The organism is Exiguobacterium sp. s140, from assembly GCF_018617035.1.
Lineage (GTDB): Bacteria > Bacillota > Bacilli > Exiguobacteriales > Exiguobacteriaceae > Exiguobacterium > Exiguobacterium profundum.
Genome location: NZ_JACSJK010000002.1, coordinates 514,504 through 531,605, shown reverse-complemented (window position 1 = coordinate 531,605; position 17,102 = coordinate 514,504). Strand labels below are relative to the sequence as shown.

General features: G+C 51.8%; 15 protein-coding genes, 2 pseudogenes and 1 riboswitch. Of the genes and pseudogenes, 3 read left to right on the top strand and 14 right to left on the bottom strand.

The window, feature by feature from the left end; all coding sequences use genetic code 11:
• Positions 1 to 47: 47 nt before the first annotated feature.
• The 5 genes from rlmD to gatC form a co-directional block, all read right to left on the bottom strand.
• The gene (gene rlmD / locus KNO61_RS10725; protein ID WP_214873251.1) at positions 48 to 1,412 is read right to left on the bottom strand and encodes a 23S rRNA (uracil(1939)-C(5))-methyltransferase RlmD; all 1,365 of its coding nucleotides are present in this window, start codon (positions 1,410 to 1,412) and stop codon (positions 48 to 50) included.
• A gap of 55 nt (positions 1,413 to 1,467) precedes the next feature.
• A complete protein-coding gene (locus tag KNO61_RS10720) occupies positions 1,468 to 2,466 on the bottom strand; it encodes a diacylglycerol kinase (protein ID WP_214873249.1) in 999 nt (332 codons plus the stop codon).
• A gap of 63 nt (positions 2,467 to 2,529) precedes the next feature.
• On the bottom strand, positions 2,530 to 3,960 hold the full coding sequence (gene gatB, locus KNO61_RS10715; RefSeq protein ID WP_031422702.1) for an Asp-tRNA(Asn)/Glu-tRNA(Gln) amidotransferase subunit GatB: 1,431 nt from the start codon (positions 3,958 to 3,960) through the stop codon (positions 2,530 to 2,532).
• 12 nt (positions 3,961 to 3,972) lie between these two features.
• Positions 3,973 to 5,415 (bottom strand): Asp-tRNA(Asn)/Glu-tRNA(Gln) amidotransferase subunit GatA, encoded by a 1,443-nt coding sequence (gatA, locus tag KNO61_RS10710; RefSeq protein ID WP_214873247.1) that lies wholly within the window; start codon positions 5,413 to 5,415, stop codon positions 3,973 to 3,975.
• An 11-nt stretch (positions 5,416 to 5,426) separates the two neighbouring features.
• The gene (gene gatC / locus KNO61_RS10705) at positions 5,427 to 5,717 is read right to left on the bottom strand and encodes an Asp-tRNA(Asn)/Glu-tRNA(Gln) amidotransferase subunit GatC (RefSeq protein WP_012727041.1); all 291 of its coding nucleotides are present in this window, start codon (positions 5,715 to 5,717) and stop codon (positions 5,427 to 5,429) included.
• A gap of 214 nt (positions 5,718 to 5,931) precedes the next feature.
• Between gatC and KNO61_RS10700 the strand changes: the two genes are divergently transcribed.
• A complete protein-coding gene (locus KNO61_RS10700; RefSeq protein ID WP_214873245.1) occupies positions 5,932 to 7,635 on the top strand; it encodes a methyl-accepting chemotaxis protein in 1,704 nt (567 codons plus the stop codon).
• On the opposite strand, the pseudogene KNO61_RS10695 reads toward KNO61_RS10700, so the two are convergent.
• From KNO61_RS10695 to KNO61_RS10680, 4 genes and pseudogenes are all read right to left on the bottom strand, one after another.
• Positions 7,609 to 7,878: pseudogene (locus tag KNO61_RS10695) on the bottom strand (alanine:cation symporter family protein); the annotation flags it as partial. The gene KNO61_RS10700 and the pseudogene KNO61_RS10695 overlap by 27 nt on opposite strands.
• 12 nt (positions 7,879 to 7,890) lie before the next feature.
• Positions 7,891 to 8,008: pseudogene (locus tag KNO61_RS17555) on the bottom strand (alanine:cation symporter family protein); the annotation flags it as partial.
• A gap of 173 nt (positions 8,009 to 8,181) precedes the next feature.
• The gene (gene bcp / locus KNO61_RS10685) at positions 8,182 to 8,619 is read right to left on the bottom strand and encodes a thioredoxin-dependent thiol peroxidase (RefSeq protein ID WP_074036111.1); all 438 of its coding nucleotides are present in this window, start codon (positions 8,617 to 8,619) and stop codon (positions 8,182 to 8,184) included.
• A gap of 13 nt (positions 8,620 to 8,632) precedes the next feature.
• Positions 8,633 to 9,436, bottom strand: a complete 804-nt coding sequence (locus tag KNO61_RS10680) for a hypothetical protein (RefSeq protein ID WP_214757765.1) — start codon at positions 9,434 to 9,436, stop codon at positions 8,633 to 8,635.
• A 171-nt stretch (positions 9,437 to 9,607) separates the two neighbouring features.
• Between KNO61_RS10680 and pruA the strand changes: the two genes are divergently transcribed.
• Complete coding sequence (gene pruA, locus KNO61_RS10675; protein ID WP_214873241.1) at positions 9,608 to 11,152, top strand: L-glutamate gamma-semialdehyde dehydrogenase; 1,545 nt, start codon at positions 9,608 to 9,610, stop codon at positions 11,150 to 11,152.
• A gap of 313 nt (positions 11,153 to 11,465) precedes the next feature.
• Here the strand turns inward: pruA and ribH are convergent, their stop codons facing one another.
• The 5 genes from ribH to KNO61_RS10645 form a co-directional block, all read right to left on the bottom strand.
• On the bottom strand, positions 11,466 to 11,930 hold the full coding sequence (gene ribH / locus KNO61_RS10665; RefSeq protein ID WP_214757768.1) for a 6,7-dimethyl-8-ribityllumazine synthase: 465 nt from the start codon (positions 11,928 to 11,930) through the stop codon (positions 11,466 to 11,468).
• Complete coding sequence (gene ribB / locus KNO61_RS10660) at positions 11,927 to 13,111, bottom strand: 3,4-dihydroxy-2-butanone-4-phosphate synthase (RefSeq protein WP_214873239.1); 1,185 nt, start codon at positions 13,109 to 13,111, stop codon at positions 11,927 to 11,929. The genes ribH and ribB overlap by 4 nt, the downstream gene beginning before the upstream one ends.
• Positions 13,111 to 13,752: a riboflavin synthase gene (ribE, locus tag KNO61_RS10655; protein ID WP_214873237.1), complete on the bottom strand. Its 642-nt coding sequence runs from the start codon at positions 13,750 to 13,752 to the stop codon at positions 13,111 to 13,113. Before ribE ends, ribB begins: the two co-directional genes overlap by 1 nt.
• Complete coding sequence (gene ribD / locus KNO61_RS10650; protein WP_214873234.1) at positions 13,752 to 14,816, bottom strand: bifunctional diaminohydroxyphosphoribosylaminopyrimidine deaminase/5-amino-6-(5-phosphoribosylamino)uracil reductase RibD; 1,065 nt, start codon at positions 14,814 to 14,816, stop codon at positions 13,752 to 13,754. Before ribD ends, ribE begins: the two co-directional genes overlap by 1 nt.
• Before the next feature lie 152 nt (positions 14,817 to 14,968).
• A riboswitch (FMN riboswitch) is annotated at positions 14,969 to 15,111 on the bottom strand.
• A gap of 80 nt (positions 15,112 to 15,191) precedes the next feature.
• A complete protein-coding gene (locus tag KNO61_RS10645) occupies positions 15,192 to 16,004 on the bottom strand; it encodes an undecaprenyl-diphosphate phosphatase (RefSeq protein WP_074036102.1) in 813 nt (270 codons plus the stop codon).
• Between the two features lie 452 nt (positions 16,005 to 16,456).
• Between KNO61_RS10645 and KNO61_RS10640 the strand changes: the two genes are divergently transcribed.
• Positions 16,457 to 17,098: a homing endonuclease associated repeat-containing protein gene (locus tag KNO61_RS10640; protein WP_074036101.1), complete on the top strand. Its 642-nt coding sequence runs from the start codon at positions 16,457 to 16,459 to the stop codon at positions 17,096 to 17,098.
• Positions 17,099 to 17,102: the final 4 nt, after the last annotated feature.

Here is a 17,102-nt window from a genome sequence, read left to right as displayed (position 1 = left end):
CATCCCAAAACCTTAAAAACCCCTTATCTACCACGTACTTTTCAAGCTTACTTTTCAATTATCTCCAACCACGCCACCGTCTCCACATGCGCCGTATGCGGGAACATGTCGACCGGTGTCACTTCCATCAAGCGATAACCTCGGTCGGCGAGGTAACGCATATCGCGCGCCTGCGTCGCGACGTTACACGAGACGTATACGATTCGCTTCGGTCCCATCTCGACCATCGTCTCAAGGAACGATTCGGCACATCCTTTACGTGGTGGGTCGACAACGATGACGTCCGGGTTTACGCCCTCTTTCTTCCACTCTGGAAGCACATCTTCCGCTGCGCCACATGCGTACGTCACATTGTCGATCTCATTGACAAGCGCATTCTGTTTCGCATCCTCAATCGCTTCCGGAACGACTTCAACACCATACACGTGTGCCGCTTTCCGAGCGAGGAAAAGGCTGATCGTCCCGATTCCGCAATAGGCATCGACGACTTGTTCCGTACCTGACAGTTGTGCGTACTCCAGCGCTTTCCCGTACAACTTCTCCGTTTGGACCGGGTTGACTTGGAAGAACGAGTGCGGAGAAATCGTGAACGTGAGGCCTGCGATTTTGTCCTCAATCGTCTCATGACCATAAAGCAACTTGTTCGTCGCTCCGAGGATGACGTTCGTCTTGTCCGGGTTGACGTTTTGCATGATCGACGTCACGTCTGGGAGACGCTCGACGATATCGGCGACGATTTCATTCACGCCTTTTAATTTCGGCGTCTTCGTGATGAGGACGATCATCAGTTCACCCGAATGGTACCCGTAACGGACCATGACGTGACGGATGACCCCACGTCCTGTCTTCTCGTCATACGCCGGCACACCGCGAGCATCCAACACATCACGGACGACTTGGATTGCCTTGTCATTACGCTTATCTTGAATCAAACATTCGCTCATCTCGACGATGTCATGCGAACGAGGACGATAGAAGCCTGAAACGAGACGGTCTCCTTCTTGTTTGAACGGGACTTGTGCCTTGTTGCGGTAGCGCCAAGGTTCTGGCATGCCAATCGTGTCATGGACCGGCACGTCGAACTGCCCGATACGCTTGAGCGCATCGACGACACGTTCTCGTTTCTGGCGAAGTTGTCCTTCATAACTGAAGTGTTGCAGCTGACAGCCGCCACACTGATAAAAAATCGGGCACGGTGGCTCGACGCGGTCGGCGCTCGCTTCTTTCACGTTCAACAATCGGGCGAACCCATACTGCTTGTTCGTCTTCGTCACGACGATTTCGACCGTCTCACCCGGTAACGCGTTCGGGACGAACAGCGTATAGCCGTCGACACGTGCCACACCCGCCCCTTCATGGGTCAAGTCGTGGACGTGGACATCGAGACGATCATTCTTTTTCACTGGTAGCATACGAATGCTCCTTCCATTGCAAATAGGAATGACTGATGTCGTCATTCCTATCTTTTCACTCTGCTTTATCGAGCGAAACATTGAACAATTGCTTGATCATCTGTTCGCGTTCATATTGTGCGTTCAAATCTTCCATCTCGCGGATTCGGGCGTTCGGCGCGAGCACCGTCAAGTGACGGAACAAGTTCCGTATCTCACCTGTGCACTCCCCGCCATACTCGCCGTCGATGTTGAGACTCATCGGCTCGGTCGTCTTCATCCGGACGCGGCTCGTCTTCACGTGCTCGACGAGTGAGCTGGATAAGTGCTCACCCCGGAGGAGAAGGCGGACGACGTGGATGAATTCGAACAAGTTACATTTCCGCAAAATGAACAGGTCGAACAACCCGTCATTCAACGACGCGTGTGGTGAGATTTTTTCAAATCCACCGACCGAGTTCGAGTTCGATGTGAGGAAGACCATGACCTCGCCTTGGAACGTTCCTTCATCGTGTTCGAGCTCGATGTACGTCGGTTTGATGAGAGGCAGTTTCTCCATTCCCTTCACGTAATAGGCGAGCTGTCCGAGTGCTGTCTTCAACTTCGATGGCACTTCATACGAGAGCTCGGTCATGATGCCGCCACCGGCGATATTGATGAAATAGTGGATGTCACCTGTCTCGCCTTCGATTTCCCCGAGGTCGACCGGCATCTCGAATCCGTCACAGATGACGTCGAGTGCACCGACGACGCTCAGTGGAATCCGCATCGCCCGGGCGAAATCGTTCGTCGTTCCGACCGGAATGAGTCCGATTGTCGGACGGTTCTCAAGCGGTGCGAGCCCAGAGATGACTTCGTTCAATGTCCCGTCTCCACCTGCGGCGATGATGAGGTCGAACTCGGCCGCTGAGGCCCGTTTTGCTTCGAGCGTGGCATCACCAATCGCTTTCGTCGCATACGTCGACGTCTCATAACCCGCATCCTCGAGGCGGTTCAAAATGTACGGGAGTTCCCGTTTGATCACTTCTTTACCAGATGTCGGGTTATAAATGACCCGCGCACGTTTCCGTTGCATATTGATTCTCTCCCCTATGCTCAACTCGAGCGAAAAGCGAGACACAAGTGTCTCGCCGCCTGCTTAGCGTTTCGCGATCTCTTCGTGGAACAAGCCATCGAGGAGTGCCGGGTTCGCCATCCCTTTCGTCTGTTTCATGATTTGGCCGATGATGAAGCCTTTCGCACGGTCTTTCCCGTTCTTGAAGTCTTCGATCATTTGCGGATGCGCCTCGAACAATTCGAGGATGTAGCCACGGAGCAAGTTCTCGTCCGAGATTTGGGCGAGTCCGTTCGCTTCCACATACGCTTTCGGATCAGCGCCTTCTTCCATCATCGCCGTGAAGACACGCTTCGCGATTTTCGATGAAATCGTCCCTTCTGCGATCAAGCGGATGAGCTCAGCGAGTGATTCCGGTGTCAACTTCATCGTCTCGACCGTTTCATCCGACTTGTTCAAGTGACCGAGCACTTCACCCATGAGCCAGTTCGCTGCCGCTTTCGGCTCCGCACCGGCCGCTGTCGTCGCTTCGAAGAAGTCCGAGAACTCACGCGTTGACGTGAGGGCTTTTGCGTCGTATGCCGAGAGACCGTATTGGCTCATGTAGCGTTCACGACGAGCTGCCGGCATCTCTGGAATCGTCGCGCGGATGCGCTCTTTCCATGCCTCATCGATTTCGAGACGGACGAGGTCCGGTTCTGGGAAGTAACGGTAGTCCGCTGCCCCTTCTTTGACACGCATGAGAATCGTCTTTTTCGCCGCTTCGTCGTAACGGAGCGTCTCTTGACGCATGACGCCACCTGAAAGAAGCAATTTGCGATGACGCGTCTCTTCATAGTCGAGTGCCTTTAAGACGTTTGAGAACGAGTTCAAGTTCTTGAGCTCTGTCTTCGTACCGAACTTCTCCTGTCCGAATGGACGGACCGAGATGTTACAGTCACAGCGAAGTGACCCTTCTTCCATCTTGACGTCCGAGACGCCAGCGAACGAGAGGACTTCTTTCAAACGTTCGAGATACGCGACCGCATCTTTCGGTGAGCGCATGTCCGCTTCACTGACAATCTCGATGAGTGGTGAACCGGTCCGGTTGAAGTCGACGACCGAGTGCTTCTCGCCCGTGTGGTTCATCTTCCCGGCATCTTCTTCCAAGTGCACGCGCTCGATGCGGAATCGTTTCATCTCTCCGTCGACTTCGACGTCGACGTGACCGTTTGAACCGATCGGCTTATCAAACTGCGAGATTTGATACGCTTTCGGCGTGTCAGGGTAGAAGTAGTTCTTGCGGTCGAACTTCGTATCTGTCGCAATCTCACAGTTGAGTGCCATTGCCGCTTTGATGGCGAGGTTGACCGCTTCTTCGTTCAATTTAGGCAAGACGCCCGGGTGTCCGAGACAAATCGGACACGTCTGTGTATTCGTTTCGGCACCGTAAGTGCGTGAGCAGCCACACCAAATCTTCGACTTCGTGCTCAGCTCGGCGTGCACCTCGATCCCGATGATCGTTTCAAAGTTCATCGTACGTCCTCCTTAGAGCTGTGGCATCTTGAAACCGCCGTTTGCTTGTTCAAAAGCATGGGCCACGCGGTAAAGTGTTGATTCGGTAAAGTGATTTCCGATAATTTGAAGACCGACCGGAAGTCCTTCCGAGAGACCTGCCGGGACCGAGATGGCCGGGATACCCGTCAAGTTAACCGGAATTGTCATGATATCGTTTGCGTACATCGTGAGCGGATCTTCGAGCTGTTCACCGAGTTTGAATGCCGTTGTCGGTGCAGTTGGTCCAATAATTGCATCATAATCTTTAAAGACGCGTTCAAACTCTTGAATCATGATTGTCCGGGCTTGTTGCGCTTTCTTATAGAACGCATCATAGTACCCTGAGCTAAGCGCATACGTTCCGAGCATGATTCGGCGTTTGACCTCGTCTCCAAACCCTTGTTCACGTGAGTACGTAAACACTTCGTCGAGCGTGTCTGCTTCGGCGCGACGTCCATAACGGATGCCATCGAAACGAGCCAAATTTGAAGAAGCTTCTGAAGACGCAAGCAAATAATATGTTGGGAGGGCAAACTTCACAGACGGAATTGATACCTTTTCGACCGTGGCACCAAGAGACTTGAGTGTTTCCACCGCTTGCTCGATTTGGGCACGGACTCCGTCCGATACGCCATCAGACATGAACTCTTCTGGGTAAGCGAACTTCATGCCGTTGATATCGCCATCAAGAGCTTTCGTATAATCTGGGATTTCGACTGATGATGACGTAGCATCCATCTCGCAATGACCCGCAATCGTATTCAATAAGTAAGCATTGTCTTCGACCGTGCGCGTGAGCGGGCCGATTTGGTCGAGTGACGACGCGAAGGCGACGAGACCGAAACGTGAGACAAGACCGTATGTCGGCTTCATCCCGACGACACCGCAATATGCGGCTGGTTGACGAATCGAACCACCCGTATCCGAACCGAGGCTGAAGAGGACTTGCCCAGCTGCGACCGATGCCGCTGAACCGCCTGAAGAACCTCCTGGTACACGAGTCGGGTCCCATGGGTTACGGACAGGCTTGAACGCTGAGTTCTCGTTTGATGAACCCATCGCGAACTCGTCCATGTTCAACTTCCCGATTGTGACGGCACCGGCGTCATGAAGACGCTCGACGACCGTCGCATCGTGTGCCGGGACGAAGTTCTCAAGGAACGTCGAGGCACATGTCGTCCGCATCCCTTTTGTGACGATGTTGTCTTTCACACCGATTGGCATGCCGAAGAGCGGGTTGTCTGACGTCTTTGCGAGCTCATCCATGCGCTTCGCTTGCTCGAACGCATCCTCATTGAGCGTCAAAAACGCACCGATTTGATCATCCGTCGCTTCGATGCGGTCGAACGACTCTTTGACGAGGTCCGTGACCGTGACTTCGCCTTCTTTTAATAACGTATGCAGTTTCGCTACACCGTGGTCAAATAAACTCATGAAAGGCCTCCTTACTCAAAGACCGCAGGGACACGGACTTGACCGTTCTCCCAGTCAGGTGCCATCCGTTCGACTTCCTCACGTGGAAGCGATGGACGGACCTCGTCTTTGCGTAGTACGTTTTTCAAATCTAGGGCATGGGTCGTCGGTTCGACGCCCGTTGTATCCAGCTCATCGAGTTGCTCGGCGAACTCGAGAATTTTTGTCAATTGCTCCGTGAAGTGCGTCACTTCTTCATCCGTGATCGCAAGTCGGGCAAGTCCGGCGACGTGCCGAACTTCAGCTTCTGTAATACGAGCCAAAATTCCCACCTCCAACAGTTTTCAATACATCGTTCATTATCATACCACTTTTTCATAAGACAAAAAAGGAAATCTATCTTGTGAGAAAATGTCTCCTTTTTGAGAAACTAGGGAAATCTTCTCCGAATATTGACCCGCTTTCGAAATCAGCTATACGGTCGATGTGCGATTCTGATTATGCTAATGGTAGAAAAGATTCGTAAGGAGGAATCGTATGTCGATTCGGAATAAACTCATCACTGCGTTTAGCATCATGTTTGTGCTACTTCTTGGTGTAAGTGGTTACTCTTGGTATGCCTTGAACGCATCAAAAGCAGCTCAAGAAGACATGACCGTTTCCTGGGTGCCAGGCATAGACCAGATTCATCAAGTCGATAAGCAATTGCTTGAAATTCGTCGTCATTTGATTCGTCACGCCCTCGTGGATGACGCGGTGACGAAACAAAACATCGAACGGGACATTCAAGCATCTGTCGCCATTTTGCAACAACGGATGGACAGCTATGAAGCGACTGTTGTCATGGAAGAAAATCAACAGCTCTTCGATGAAGCCCGTGCGAATTGGGATAACTTCCAAACGGTCATGAATGAACTCATTCGTATTTCAAATGAAGACGGTACAGAGGCCGCAGAAGCGTACATTCGCGATACGGTAACCGCAAGTGCCGATACGCTTTCGAACTCTCTCGGTCTTCTCGTCAACTTGAACCGCGAAGCGATTCAATCGGACACCGCCGCAGCAGCTAAGATGTTTGAGCAAGTTCAGTTGACGCTCTTCATCGTGCTTGGTGTCGCGGCTGTCATGACGATCCTCATGATGCTCTTCATCTTCCGCTCCATCTTTGAACCACTCAAAGAGTTCAAGACGAAGATGCACGAACTCGCCACGAGCGATGGCGATTTGACGACATCCATTCCTGTGAAGCGCCGTGACGAGTTCGCCGGACTCGCACGTGACTTCAACCAGTTCATTACCAACTTGCGTCAGTTGATTCTTCAAGTGAACGACGTGACGACCGGCGTGACGCAACAATCGACCCATATGTATGAAGAGTTGAAAGAGCTCGACACGTATATGACGACGACCGCTGCGACGACAGAAGACTTGACCGCCGGTATGCAACAGACGGCCGCAAGCGCGCAAGAGATGAACGCTTCCGCCTCGGATATGGAGCGGACGATTCATCACATCGTGACGATGGCCGATGAGCGGAAAACCGAAGCGAGACAAATCGATGAGCGTGCCCTCTCCCTCAAGTCACACGCAGTGGAGGCGAAAGAGAACGCCATCAGCGTCCTTCAGTCGACGCGCACGAACTTAGAGAAAGCGATGCAAGATGCGAAAGCCGTCCGTGAGATCGCGACGCTCACGAACGACATCCTCGACATCGCCGCGCAGACGAACCTCTTGTCACTCAATGCCTCGATTGAAGCGGCTCGTGCCGGAGAGGCCGGACGCGGATTCGCCGTCGTCGCCGACGAGATTCGAAAACTCGCCGAGACGAGCCGGGCGACCGTCGAACGAATTCAAGTCATCTCGACGACCGTCCTTCATTCGGTCGATCATTTGAACGAGAGTTCTGGACAGATGCTCCACTTCCTCGACACGAACGTCTTGAAAGATTATGACCAACTTGAAGAGGCAGCCGGACAATATAGCGAGGACGCAGGTCGCTTTGAAACGACTGCGACCGAATTTGCCGCCGCTGCCGGGGAGCTCGAACAATTGACGTCGAACATGATTGGTGTCATCCAAGACGTCGCGACGACCGTCAACAACGGGGCGCTCGGTACGCAAGAAATCGCTGAAAAAGTGACGATGTCCGTCGAACGTTTCGCCGAGTTGAACCATGCGACGGAACAGTCGCAACAAAAGATGGAAGAACTCGATTCACTGATTCGCCAGTTCAAGGTATGACAAAAACCCGCCGACACGCGCTGTCCGGCGGGTTTTCTCGTAAAGCGGCAGAGGACTGCCGTTCTTTTTCCGTTCGAGTTCGAATCGTTTTGTCTCGGCGACGACCACACCTGAGAGGAACAAGAGTCCAATCAAGTTCGGGATGGCCATGAGACCGTTGAACACATCCGAGATCGACCAGATCAAATTCAAGTTCGTCGTCATCGCACCGAGTCCCGCGACTAAAATATAGAGGACACGAAAACATCATGAACGGGACGAAGAGTCCGACGACTTTTCTGATCGATTTGACACCACCTATGATGACGAATGCCGTGACCGCCATCATGACGATCCCTGTCACAACCATCGGGACGCTGAACGAGTTATTCAAGGCGAGACGGAATAGCAAGCGAAGGGAGACCCAGCAGCGACCGAGTCGCGATGCGGCTCACTGCTTGCCCCTAGGAAAGCGATCCGTGCCTAGCTTGGACACAAAAAAGACTGTAGACCCATGCGTTGTCTACAGTCTGAAACCGTTCATGACCTTTCCTTCAGTTTCTCGTTTTACGAACGAATGGCAGCCACGACTTCTTCGACGTGACCTTTCACTTTGACGTTGCGCCACTCTTGTTCGATATAGCCGTCCTCGTTGATCAAGAAAGTCGAACGGACGATGCCGTAATATTCTTTCCCGTAATTTTTCTTCAACTGCCAGACGCCGTAAAGCTCGGACACTTCATGTTCCTCGTCCACGAGTAAATCAAATGGGAGGTCATTCTTGGCGATAAAGTTTTGATGTTTCTTTTGACTGTCGGCCGATACCCCAAGGACGACCGCGCCTTCCATCTTCGGCAACGCATCGCGGAAATCGCATGCCTCGGTCGTGCAACCAGGTGTCGAATCTCGAGGATAGAAGTATAAGACGACTTTCTTGCCGAGATAGTCCTTTAATGAAACCATCTCTCCGTTTTGGTTCGGTAATGAAAATGTTGGTGCGAGCATCTGCTGTTCCTCCTTAGCCAAACGATGGGTCGACAAGTTGTTCGTCATAGCCATCGATCGCTTCTTCTAATTTTGTCTTTAATGGGTCAAGCACTTCGATATACTCGACTGGATCTTCCGTTGCAGCCGCTTTTCGGAGCGTCTCCTCGTTATCGGTGTACCACGTCTCATACGCTTTGAAATAGTCTGTCATGATGGTTTGGTTCTCCTCGACCGTCAACGTCTCCGCCATGAGCAGGAAGACGTTATTGTCTGCCTCGAGCGCCATATAGTCCGTCTGTGCGTTGACTTGGTCATAGATCGGACCAGCCTCATCTTCTGGAATCTCGGCGAGACGGGCGTTCGCTTCGGCATTCACTCCGTACTCGTTCGCCTGGACACCGATGAGTAACTCTCCGACCTCGGCAATCACGTCTTTTGGTAAAGCGGCCGGTGTGATGACGAGTGACCACTCATCCCCTTCCTTCACAGCGATTTTACTGAGTCGGTTCGGGAGCGGGTTCCCTTCTTCATCGATCATCTCATGGACAAGGAACGCCACGTCTTCCTCTTCGTTGACCCAGCTCTTATAAATCTCACCAGGAGACAATTGACGGGTGACGGCACCAGTCGCCGGAATCTCTGTCAACCGGCCAGCATAATCAATTGAGGCAAGTGCCTCAGCGTCTCCAGACTCAAGTGCCGTTTGATAGTTTGCGTACACGTTCGTGACAGCGTCCGGCAATGCGCGGTCTGTCTCTTCTACCACCGTCTCTTCCTCGTTCCCACATGCTCCGAGCATGAAGACGAGGAGTAGCGGAATGAACCATTTTTTCATGTTGTTCGTCCTTTCTAAAGCCGTGTTCTCCCCCATCCTATCACGTCTCGATTTCTTGCTCCAATGCCATGTGTTTCTGGAAAATTGTTTCACTAGGATTTCTACGATAATTTCGATACAATACAGACGTAAGCGCTTTAACGCTCAACATCACTTTAAGGGGGAACGAGAATGATTCCATACAAACATGAACCATTCACAGACTTTACACAAAAAGAGAATGCCGAAGCAATCCAAGCGGCAATCGAGAAAGTGAACGGTGAGCTCGGGAAAGACTATCCGCTCGTAATTGGTGGGGAAAAGGTTACGACGGAAGGTAAAATCACGTCTTACAACCCGGCTAACAAAGAAGAAGTGATCGGTCGCGTGTCAAAAGCGAACCAAGAGCTCGCAGAACGTGCGATGCAAGAAGCAATCACAGCATTTGACTCATGGCGCCATGTCGACCCGGCTGTCCGCGCCGACGTCTTGTTCAAAGCAGCGAACATCGTCCGCAAACGGAAGCACGAGTTCTCGGCTTACCTCGTCAAAGAAGCGGGTAAACCGTGGAACGAGGCAGATGCGGATACAGCGGAAGCAATCGACTTCATGGAATATTATGCACGTCAAATGCTCGAGCTCAAACCAGGCAAGAAAGTGGAGAGCCGCCCAGGCGAATACAACCGGTATGACTACATCCCACTCGGGGTCGGGATCGTCATCAGCCCATGGAACTTCCCATTCGCAATCATGGCCGGTACTGCAGTTGCGGCCATCGTCGCCGGTAACACAATTCTCTTAAAACCAGCTTCGACGACGCCGATCGTCGCTGCGAAATTCGTCGAAGTGATGGAAGAGGCAGGTCTTCCAAAAGGCGTGCTCAACTTCATCCCGGGACCGGGTGCAGAAGTCGGGGACTATCTCGTCGATCATCCGAAAACACGCTTCATCAGCTTCACAGGATCGCGTGATGTCGGACTCCGCATCAACGAACGTGCGTCTAAATTGAACGAAGGTCAAATTTGGCTCAAACGCGTGATCGCGGAGATGGGTGGAAAAGATACGATCGTCGTCGACGAATCAGCCGACCTCGAGCTCGCTGCACAATCGATCGTGAAATCGGCATTCGGTTTCTCTGGTCAGAAATGTTCGGCTTGTTCACGTGCCGTCATCGTCGACAGCGTGTATGATACGGTACTTGACCGTGTCGTCGAACTCACGAACGAACTCTCTGTCGGAAACACAGAGAAGAACGAACACTTCATGGGACCAGTCATCGATGCATCGGCCTTCAAGAAGATCACATCGTACTTCGATGTCGCAAAAGAAGAAGGACGCATCGTCGCAGGTGGGAAAGCAGACGATTCAACAGGCTACTTCATCGAGCCGACTGTCGTCGCAGACGTCGACCCGAAAGCACGCCTCATGCAAGAAGAGATTTTCGGACCAATCGTCGCCTTCACGAAAGCGAAAGACTTCAAAGAAGCAATCGATATCGCGAACAACACAGAATACGGCTTGACAGGGGCGGTCCTCACACGTGACCGTATGAATCAAGAATACGCTCGCCAAAACTTCCACGTTGGGAACCTCTACTTCAACCGTGGTTGCACAGGCGCAATCGTCGGCTATCAGCCGTTCGGTGGATTCAACATGTCAGGTACGGATTCAAAAGCAGGTGGCCCGGATTACATCCAACTCCACATGCAAGCGAAAACAACATCTGAAACGTACTAATCAAAAAGGAGATGCTCCCCGAGGGGACGTCTCCTTTTTAGTGCGCTTTAAATGTCTGATCGAACATGGTGACGATTCGAGCCGTAAGCGGGATGTCCTCTCCTTTTCAGTCCTTGGTTGTACCCCGTTCCGTCCCAACGTTTGTGATGATACAGTGTGATGGGATAGGCCATTTGAATGAAGTAATTCTGAGGGACTGTGTTTGTAAATCCTTCAACATTTCGCCGTCGACACGCACATGGTCGCGCATGAACACCCATTCCTGGTCGGACAGATCCATTTGAAAAACCGGGTGGTCGCCACCCGGTTTTGATTAGACTTGCTTTAACAGATTGGCCATCTCGATGGCAGAAGTCGCCGCTTCCCACCCTTTGTTGCCTGCTTTTGTTCCTGCACGCTCAATCGCCTGTTCAATCGTCTCCGTCGTCAACACACCAAAGATGACAGGGACTTCGGATTGATAGCTCGCCTGGGCGATCCCTTTTGCCGCTTCGTTACAGACGTAATCAAAATGCGGGGTCGCACCACGAATGACGGCTCCGAGCGTGATGACCGCGTCGTATTGTTTGCTCATCGCCATTTTTTTCGCGACGAGCGGAAGCTCAAATGCTCCTGGGACGAAAGCGAGCGACACATCCTCTCCCTTCACTCCATGACGTTTCAAGGCATCCTTCGCCCCGTCAAGCAGACGCATCGTGATCAAGTCGTTGAACCGTCCGACGACGATTCCAATCTTTAAGCCTTCTCCAACTAAGTTTCCTTCAAATGTATAGGTCATGTCCATGTTCCTCCAATATGATTCATTTTGAGTTGTTTCGTCAGGCGATACGATTCGTTCGCTTCATGCGCACCGACATGAATCGGAACGCGTTCGACGACTGTGATGCCACATGATTCCAAGGCATCGACTTTATCGGGGTTGTTCGTCATGAGCTGGACACGGGTGACGCCAAGATCACGAAGCATCGCCGCGCTCACCCGATAGTCCCGAAGGTCCGGATGAAACCCTAGTGCCACGTTCGCCTCGACCGTATCCAATCCATTCTCTTGAAGGGCGTACGCCTTCAGTTTGTTCAACAGTCCGATGCCTCGCCCTTCTTGACGCATATAGAGCACGATGCCCGATTCCTGCTCGATTCGTGCCATCGCCGTGTCCAGTTGCGGACCGCAATCACATCGGAACGAACCGAAGACGTCACCGGTCAGACATTCGGAGTGAATGCGAACGAGCGGGACCTCCTCAAGTGTCTCCGTCACGAGCGCCACATGCTCTTCACGGTCCATTCGATTCTCATACCCTATCATGCGAAACGTTCCTTTTGAGGAAGGTAGGGACACGTCCGCAACACGTGTGACGAGGTTCTCCTCCATATATCGGACTAACGCTTCGATAGTGATGAATGCCAACCCGTGGCGTTCAGCGACTTGTACCAAATCAGGTACGCGTGCCATCTCCCCGTCCTCTCGAATGATTTCACAGATGACCGCGACCGGCTCACTTCCTGCGAGTCGCGCCAGGTCGACAGACGCTTCGGTATGACCTCGGCGAACGGAGACGCCTCCCTTTTTCGCAATGAGCGGGAACAGATGTCCCGGACGTTGAAAATCGGATGGACGGGACGATGGGTTCGCTAACTCACGAACGGTGTGAGACCGTTCACTCGCCGAGATGCCAGTCGTCGAATCGATATGGTCGACACTGACCGTGAAGGCGGTACCGTGTGGGTCTGTACTGTTCGTCACCATCGGCGCGAGGTCGAGACGAACCGCCACTTCTTCTGCGATGGCGCTACAGACGAGCCCTTTCCCTTCCGTGATCAAAAAGTTCATCGTTTCCGGTGTCACCTTGTCACCGAGTACGACAAAGTCCCCTTCATTCTCACGGTCCTCGTCATCCACGACGACGATGGGACGCCCTCGTCTCAGTTCCTCAATCGCTCGTTCAATCGAATCAAACATTACCATCCCGCCTTTCCATATCCTTGTTCTGCCAAGGACTCGAGCGTCATCTTCGACTGCCCGACGACCTTTTCCATATATTTTGCCAACAGATCACATTCTAAATTGACTACATCACCCGTCTGTTTCATCCCAAGCACGGTCTCGCTGTATGTGTGTGGAATCAAGGACAAGGTAAACCCACGCTCTGACACGTCAAACACGGTCAAACTCGTCCCATCTACACATATCGAACCTTTCGGGACGATGTAGGAAAGGAGCGCACGATCACATTGGATGTCGATATAGACGGCATTCGCGAGCGGTCGTTTCTTCGTGATGCGCCCGACCCCGTCGACATGTCCGGATACGAAATGTCCACCAAACCGTCCGTTCGCCGGCATCGCCCGTTCGAGATTGACTTGTGTTCCCGGCTTGACCCCATCTAGGCTCGACGCCTTCAACGTTTCTGGCATGACATCGACAGAGAACGTCGCATCATCGAACGTCGTCACCGTGAGGCAGATCCCATTCACGGCAATGCTGTCCCCGAGCTTCACATCCTCAAGCACTTTCACAGCGGACAAAACGAGTCGTAAAGATGGTCCGTTGCGCTTGACCGCTTTGACCGATCCGATTTCTTCTACGATTCCCGTGAACATCAGAGCGCCTCCTTTCGAAGAACGACTTTCAGGTCGGGTCCAATCGTTTCGACCTGATGAATCGTAAAACGGGATATCCCATCGATCGTCCCTTCCTGCTGTGAGCGATAGACGCCATGCTTCCCACCGAACACCCGTGGTGATTGATAGGCGACCCATTCATCCACGTAGTCTCCGTCAAGAAGTGAGGTGACAAGCGTCGGTCCGGCCTCGATCAACACACGCCCAATCCCATTTGCGTATAGCGTCTCAAGAACCGTGCCGAGTGACGTATAATCGAATAATTCGATACCGACGGCTTGAGCTCGTTCACGTCGTTCTGCCTCATCTGACGAAGTGAAGAGGAGCACCGGGACGTCTTCGGCGGTACGTGCTAACGTACTAGCGAGCGGTAACCTCAGGTCACGGTCGAGCACGACTCGTTTCGGCTGTCGCGTCACGCGGTCCAATCGAACCGTAAGCGATGGGTCATCCGCGAGTACCGTTCCAATCCCGGTCAAAATCGCATCGACCGTGGCACGAAGTTCATGCACATCACGACGGGCTTCCGAACTCGTCACCCATTGACTCTCCCCCGTCTCTAAGGCAACTTTCCCATCGAGGCTCGTTGCCGTCTTCAAGATGACGTATGGTCGTTTCGTCTCAAGCGACCGCAAAAATGCCGGATTCAAGGCACGCGCCTCTTCCTCAAGCAGACCCACATCGACTTCGACACCGGCCGCTTGCAGGCGCACGATCCCATTGCCTGCGACGAGTGGATTCGGATCTTTCATGGCGACGACGACACGTTTGATGCCCGATTCTACAATCAAATCGGCGCACGGTGGTGTCTTACCGTGATGCGAGCACGGTTCGAGCGTGACATATAAAGTCGCCCCGGATGCAGCCGCACCGGCCATTCGAATCGCATGCACTTCAGCATGTGGTTCGCCCGCCTTAAGGTGGGCACCCATTCCGACGATACGTCCGTCTTTCACGAGAACGGCACCGACGAGTGGATTGACACCGGTCTGTCCATCGGCTGATTTCGCCAATTGAATGGCCTGTTCCATGTACTGTTTCATCGTTCTCCCTCCTTTTTCCGTACAAACAAAAGACCCTAAGGAGCAGTCCTTAGGGTCTTGGTGGGAGGGTTTCGTCAAATTTTGGCAAGCCAAATAAACGTTTTCTATACAGAAAAGCGTACGACGAAGCACAGGTCACGTGGACCTGTTTTTTGTTCCTTCTCCCATCCAGACTATACTGTCGGCTCTAGAGTCTCACTAGATCCACCGTTCGCACACGTGCGCCCGGGTCACGGACTTAGGGCATAGGCCCATCACCGCCGGTTGGGAATTTCACCCGACCCCGAAGGAATATTTGTTTGTACAGGTTTACTGTATCGCAATTGTTTTTATTTCGCAAAACAAAAAACGCTACTCGTGAGAGTAGCGCCTCGATTATGCGAGAAAGAGGACGACGAGAAGCCCGACAATCCAGCAGTAATATGAAAAATACTTCAATTCGCCTTTTGCCATGATGTGCTGGAACCACTTCAATGAAATGGCCGTCAACACGTATGATGCGATAAATGCCAAAAGGAGCGGACCGAACAAGTCACGCGTGTCTGGGTTTGTGAACAACGTCGGACCATCCAAAATCATCGTGCCGAGACTGATTGGAATGAACAGGAAGAACGAGAATCGAAGCGCCGACTCCTGTTTGATTCCGAGGAGCATCGCCATGACGATAGTCGCCCCGGAACGGCTGATCCCAGGAATGAGCGCCACGGCCTGAGCAAGTCCGATCAATACGGCGTCACGTAGCGTAATGCCACCGTCGCCCTTGTTTCCTCGCATATTCCGGATGAACCAGAGGGCGAGTCCCGTAATGATGAGTGTATAGCCGACTGTCGCCACGCCACCGAGCACCTCGGCGATCCAGTCACCAAACAGGACACCGAGCACACCAGCCGGAACGGTCGCGACAAGTAACAGCCCGATGAACTTCACGTCGACCATCGTCTCATCCGACCGGTCTTTCTTAAATAAAAACGTCCACAAACTCATGATAAGACGAACGACGTCTTGACGATAGATTGTTAAAACCGCAAGAAGCGATGCAAAGTTTACGAAAACTTCAAATGACAATCCCGGCAAGTCAATGTTAAATAGTTCTTGGAAGATGACAAGATGTCCGCTCGATGAAATCGGGATGGGCTCTGTGAACCCTTGAATCAATCCAAGTAACGTATAAAATAACCAAACTGTCATAGTGATGATCCTCTTTTCTGTTTTTCACTCAATGCGGCTATTTTAGCAGAATCGGTCTTTCATTGACCAGCCATTAAAATTTTTTTGCCGTAATTTCAATATTTGATTGATTAGTCTGAAAATTAAATTTATTATAGAAGGGTACTCATCTGGAGCGAAGGCGATGACCCCAACTCTCCAGCTGGGTACTTTTTTATAAAAATATTACAAATTTGGGTGATTAAAACTTTATGTTTACATTTCTCTCGAAATTCGATTTAATTTGTAATAGAACTGTTACCATTTTTTGAAATTATCAACTGCGACTTTAGTCCTATCCAATTCCTAGGAATTGTTTAAAATTTTTCAAAATCACGTTAATAAATCCGAAAAACAATCCGATAGTATGATTGTAGGAGCATTTTTTTATCTTTCTCGGTTCAGATTTGAGTCCACGGAAGGAGGAACCATCATTGAATCAAACGCTATCCACTAAATCCCATCACTTGTCTACCGAACAGCAAAGGATGATCCATTGCATTCGTCTTCTCGGGGACTTGTTGAAGGAACGTCCACGCCGTTCTGTCTATCGCCGCTTCGCAATGGAACAGAATTGGCCGTCTCCTGAGTCGATCATTCGTCAGTTCGGGTCATGGGCTGAGGCACTTGCCATCGCAGGCTATGAATGGCATGGAGAGTCAACCGTCGAATTGCCAGACAAAATGCCGAAGTATACACGCGAGGACATCATCGAGACGCTCGCCATTTATTCGCGAGACATGGGCTCGATCATCACCTTGAAGAAGTATCAGCAATGGCGAAAGCTCCATCCGAAGGCACCGAGCCATTACCATATCGTCAAAACGTTCGGTTCGTGGCATGATGCCTGTGCCGAGGCTGGTCTTGAGGCGAGTGTGACCTATTCGAAAACAGAACTCTCGAACGCTCTTCGTGAAGCCATTCAAGAAATGGGCTTCTCGCTCTCATTTGAAGCGTACCGTGAATGGGCAAAACGCAACAACAAACCTTCGACGAAAGCAATCTTGCATCGCTATGGCTCCTGGTCAGCCGCCGTTCATGCGGTTGAATCTGAACTTTATAATACGAACTCATAATCAT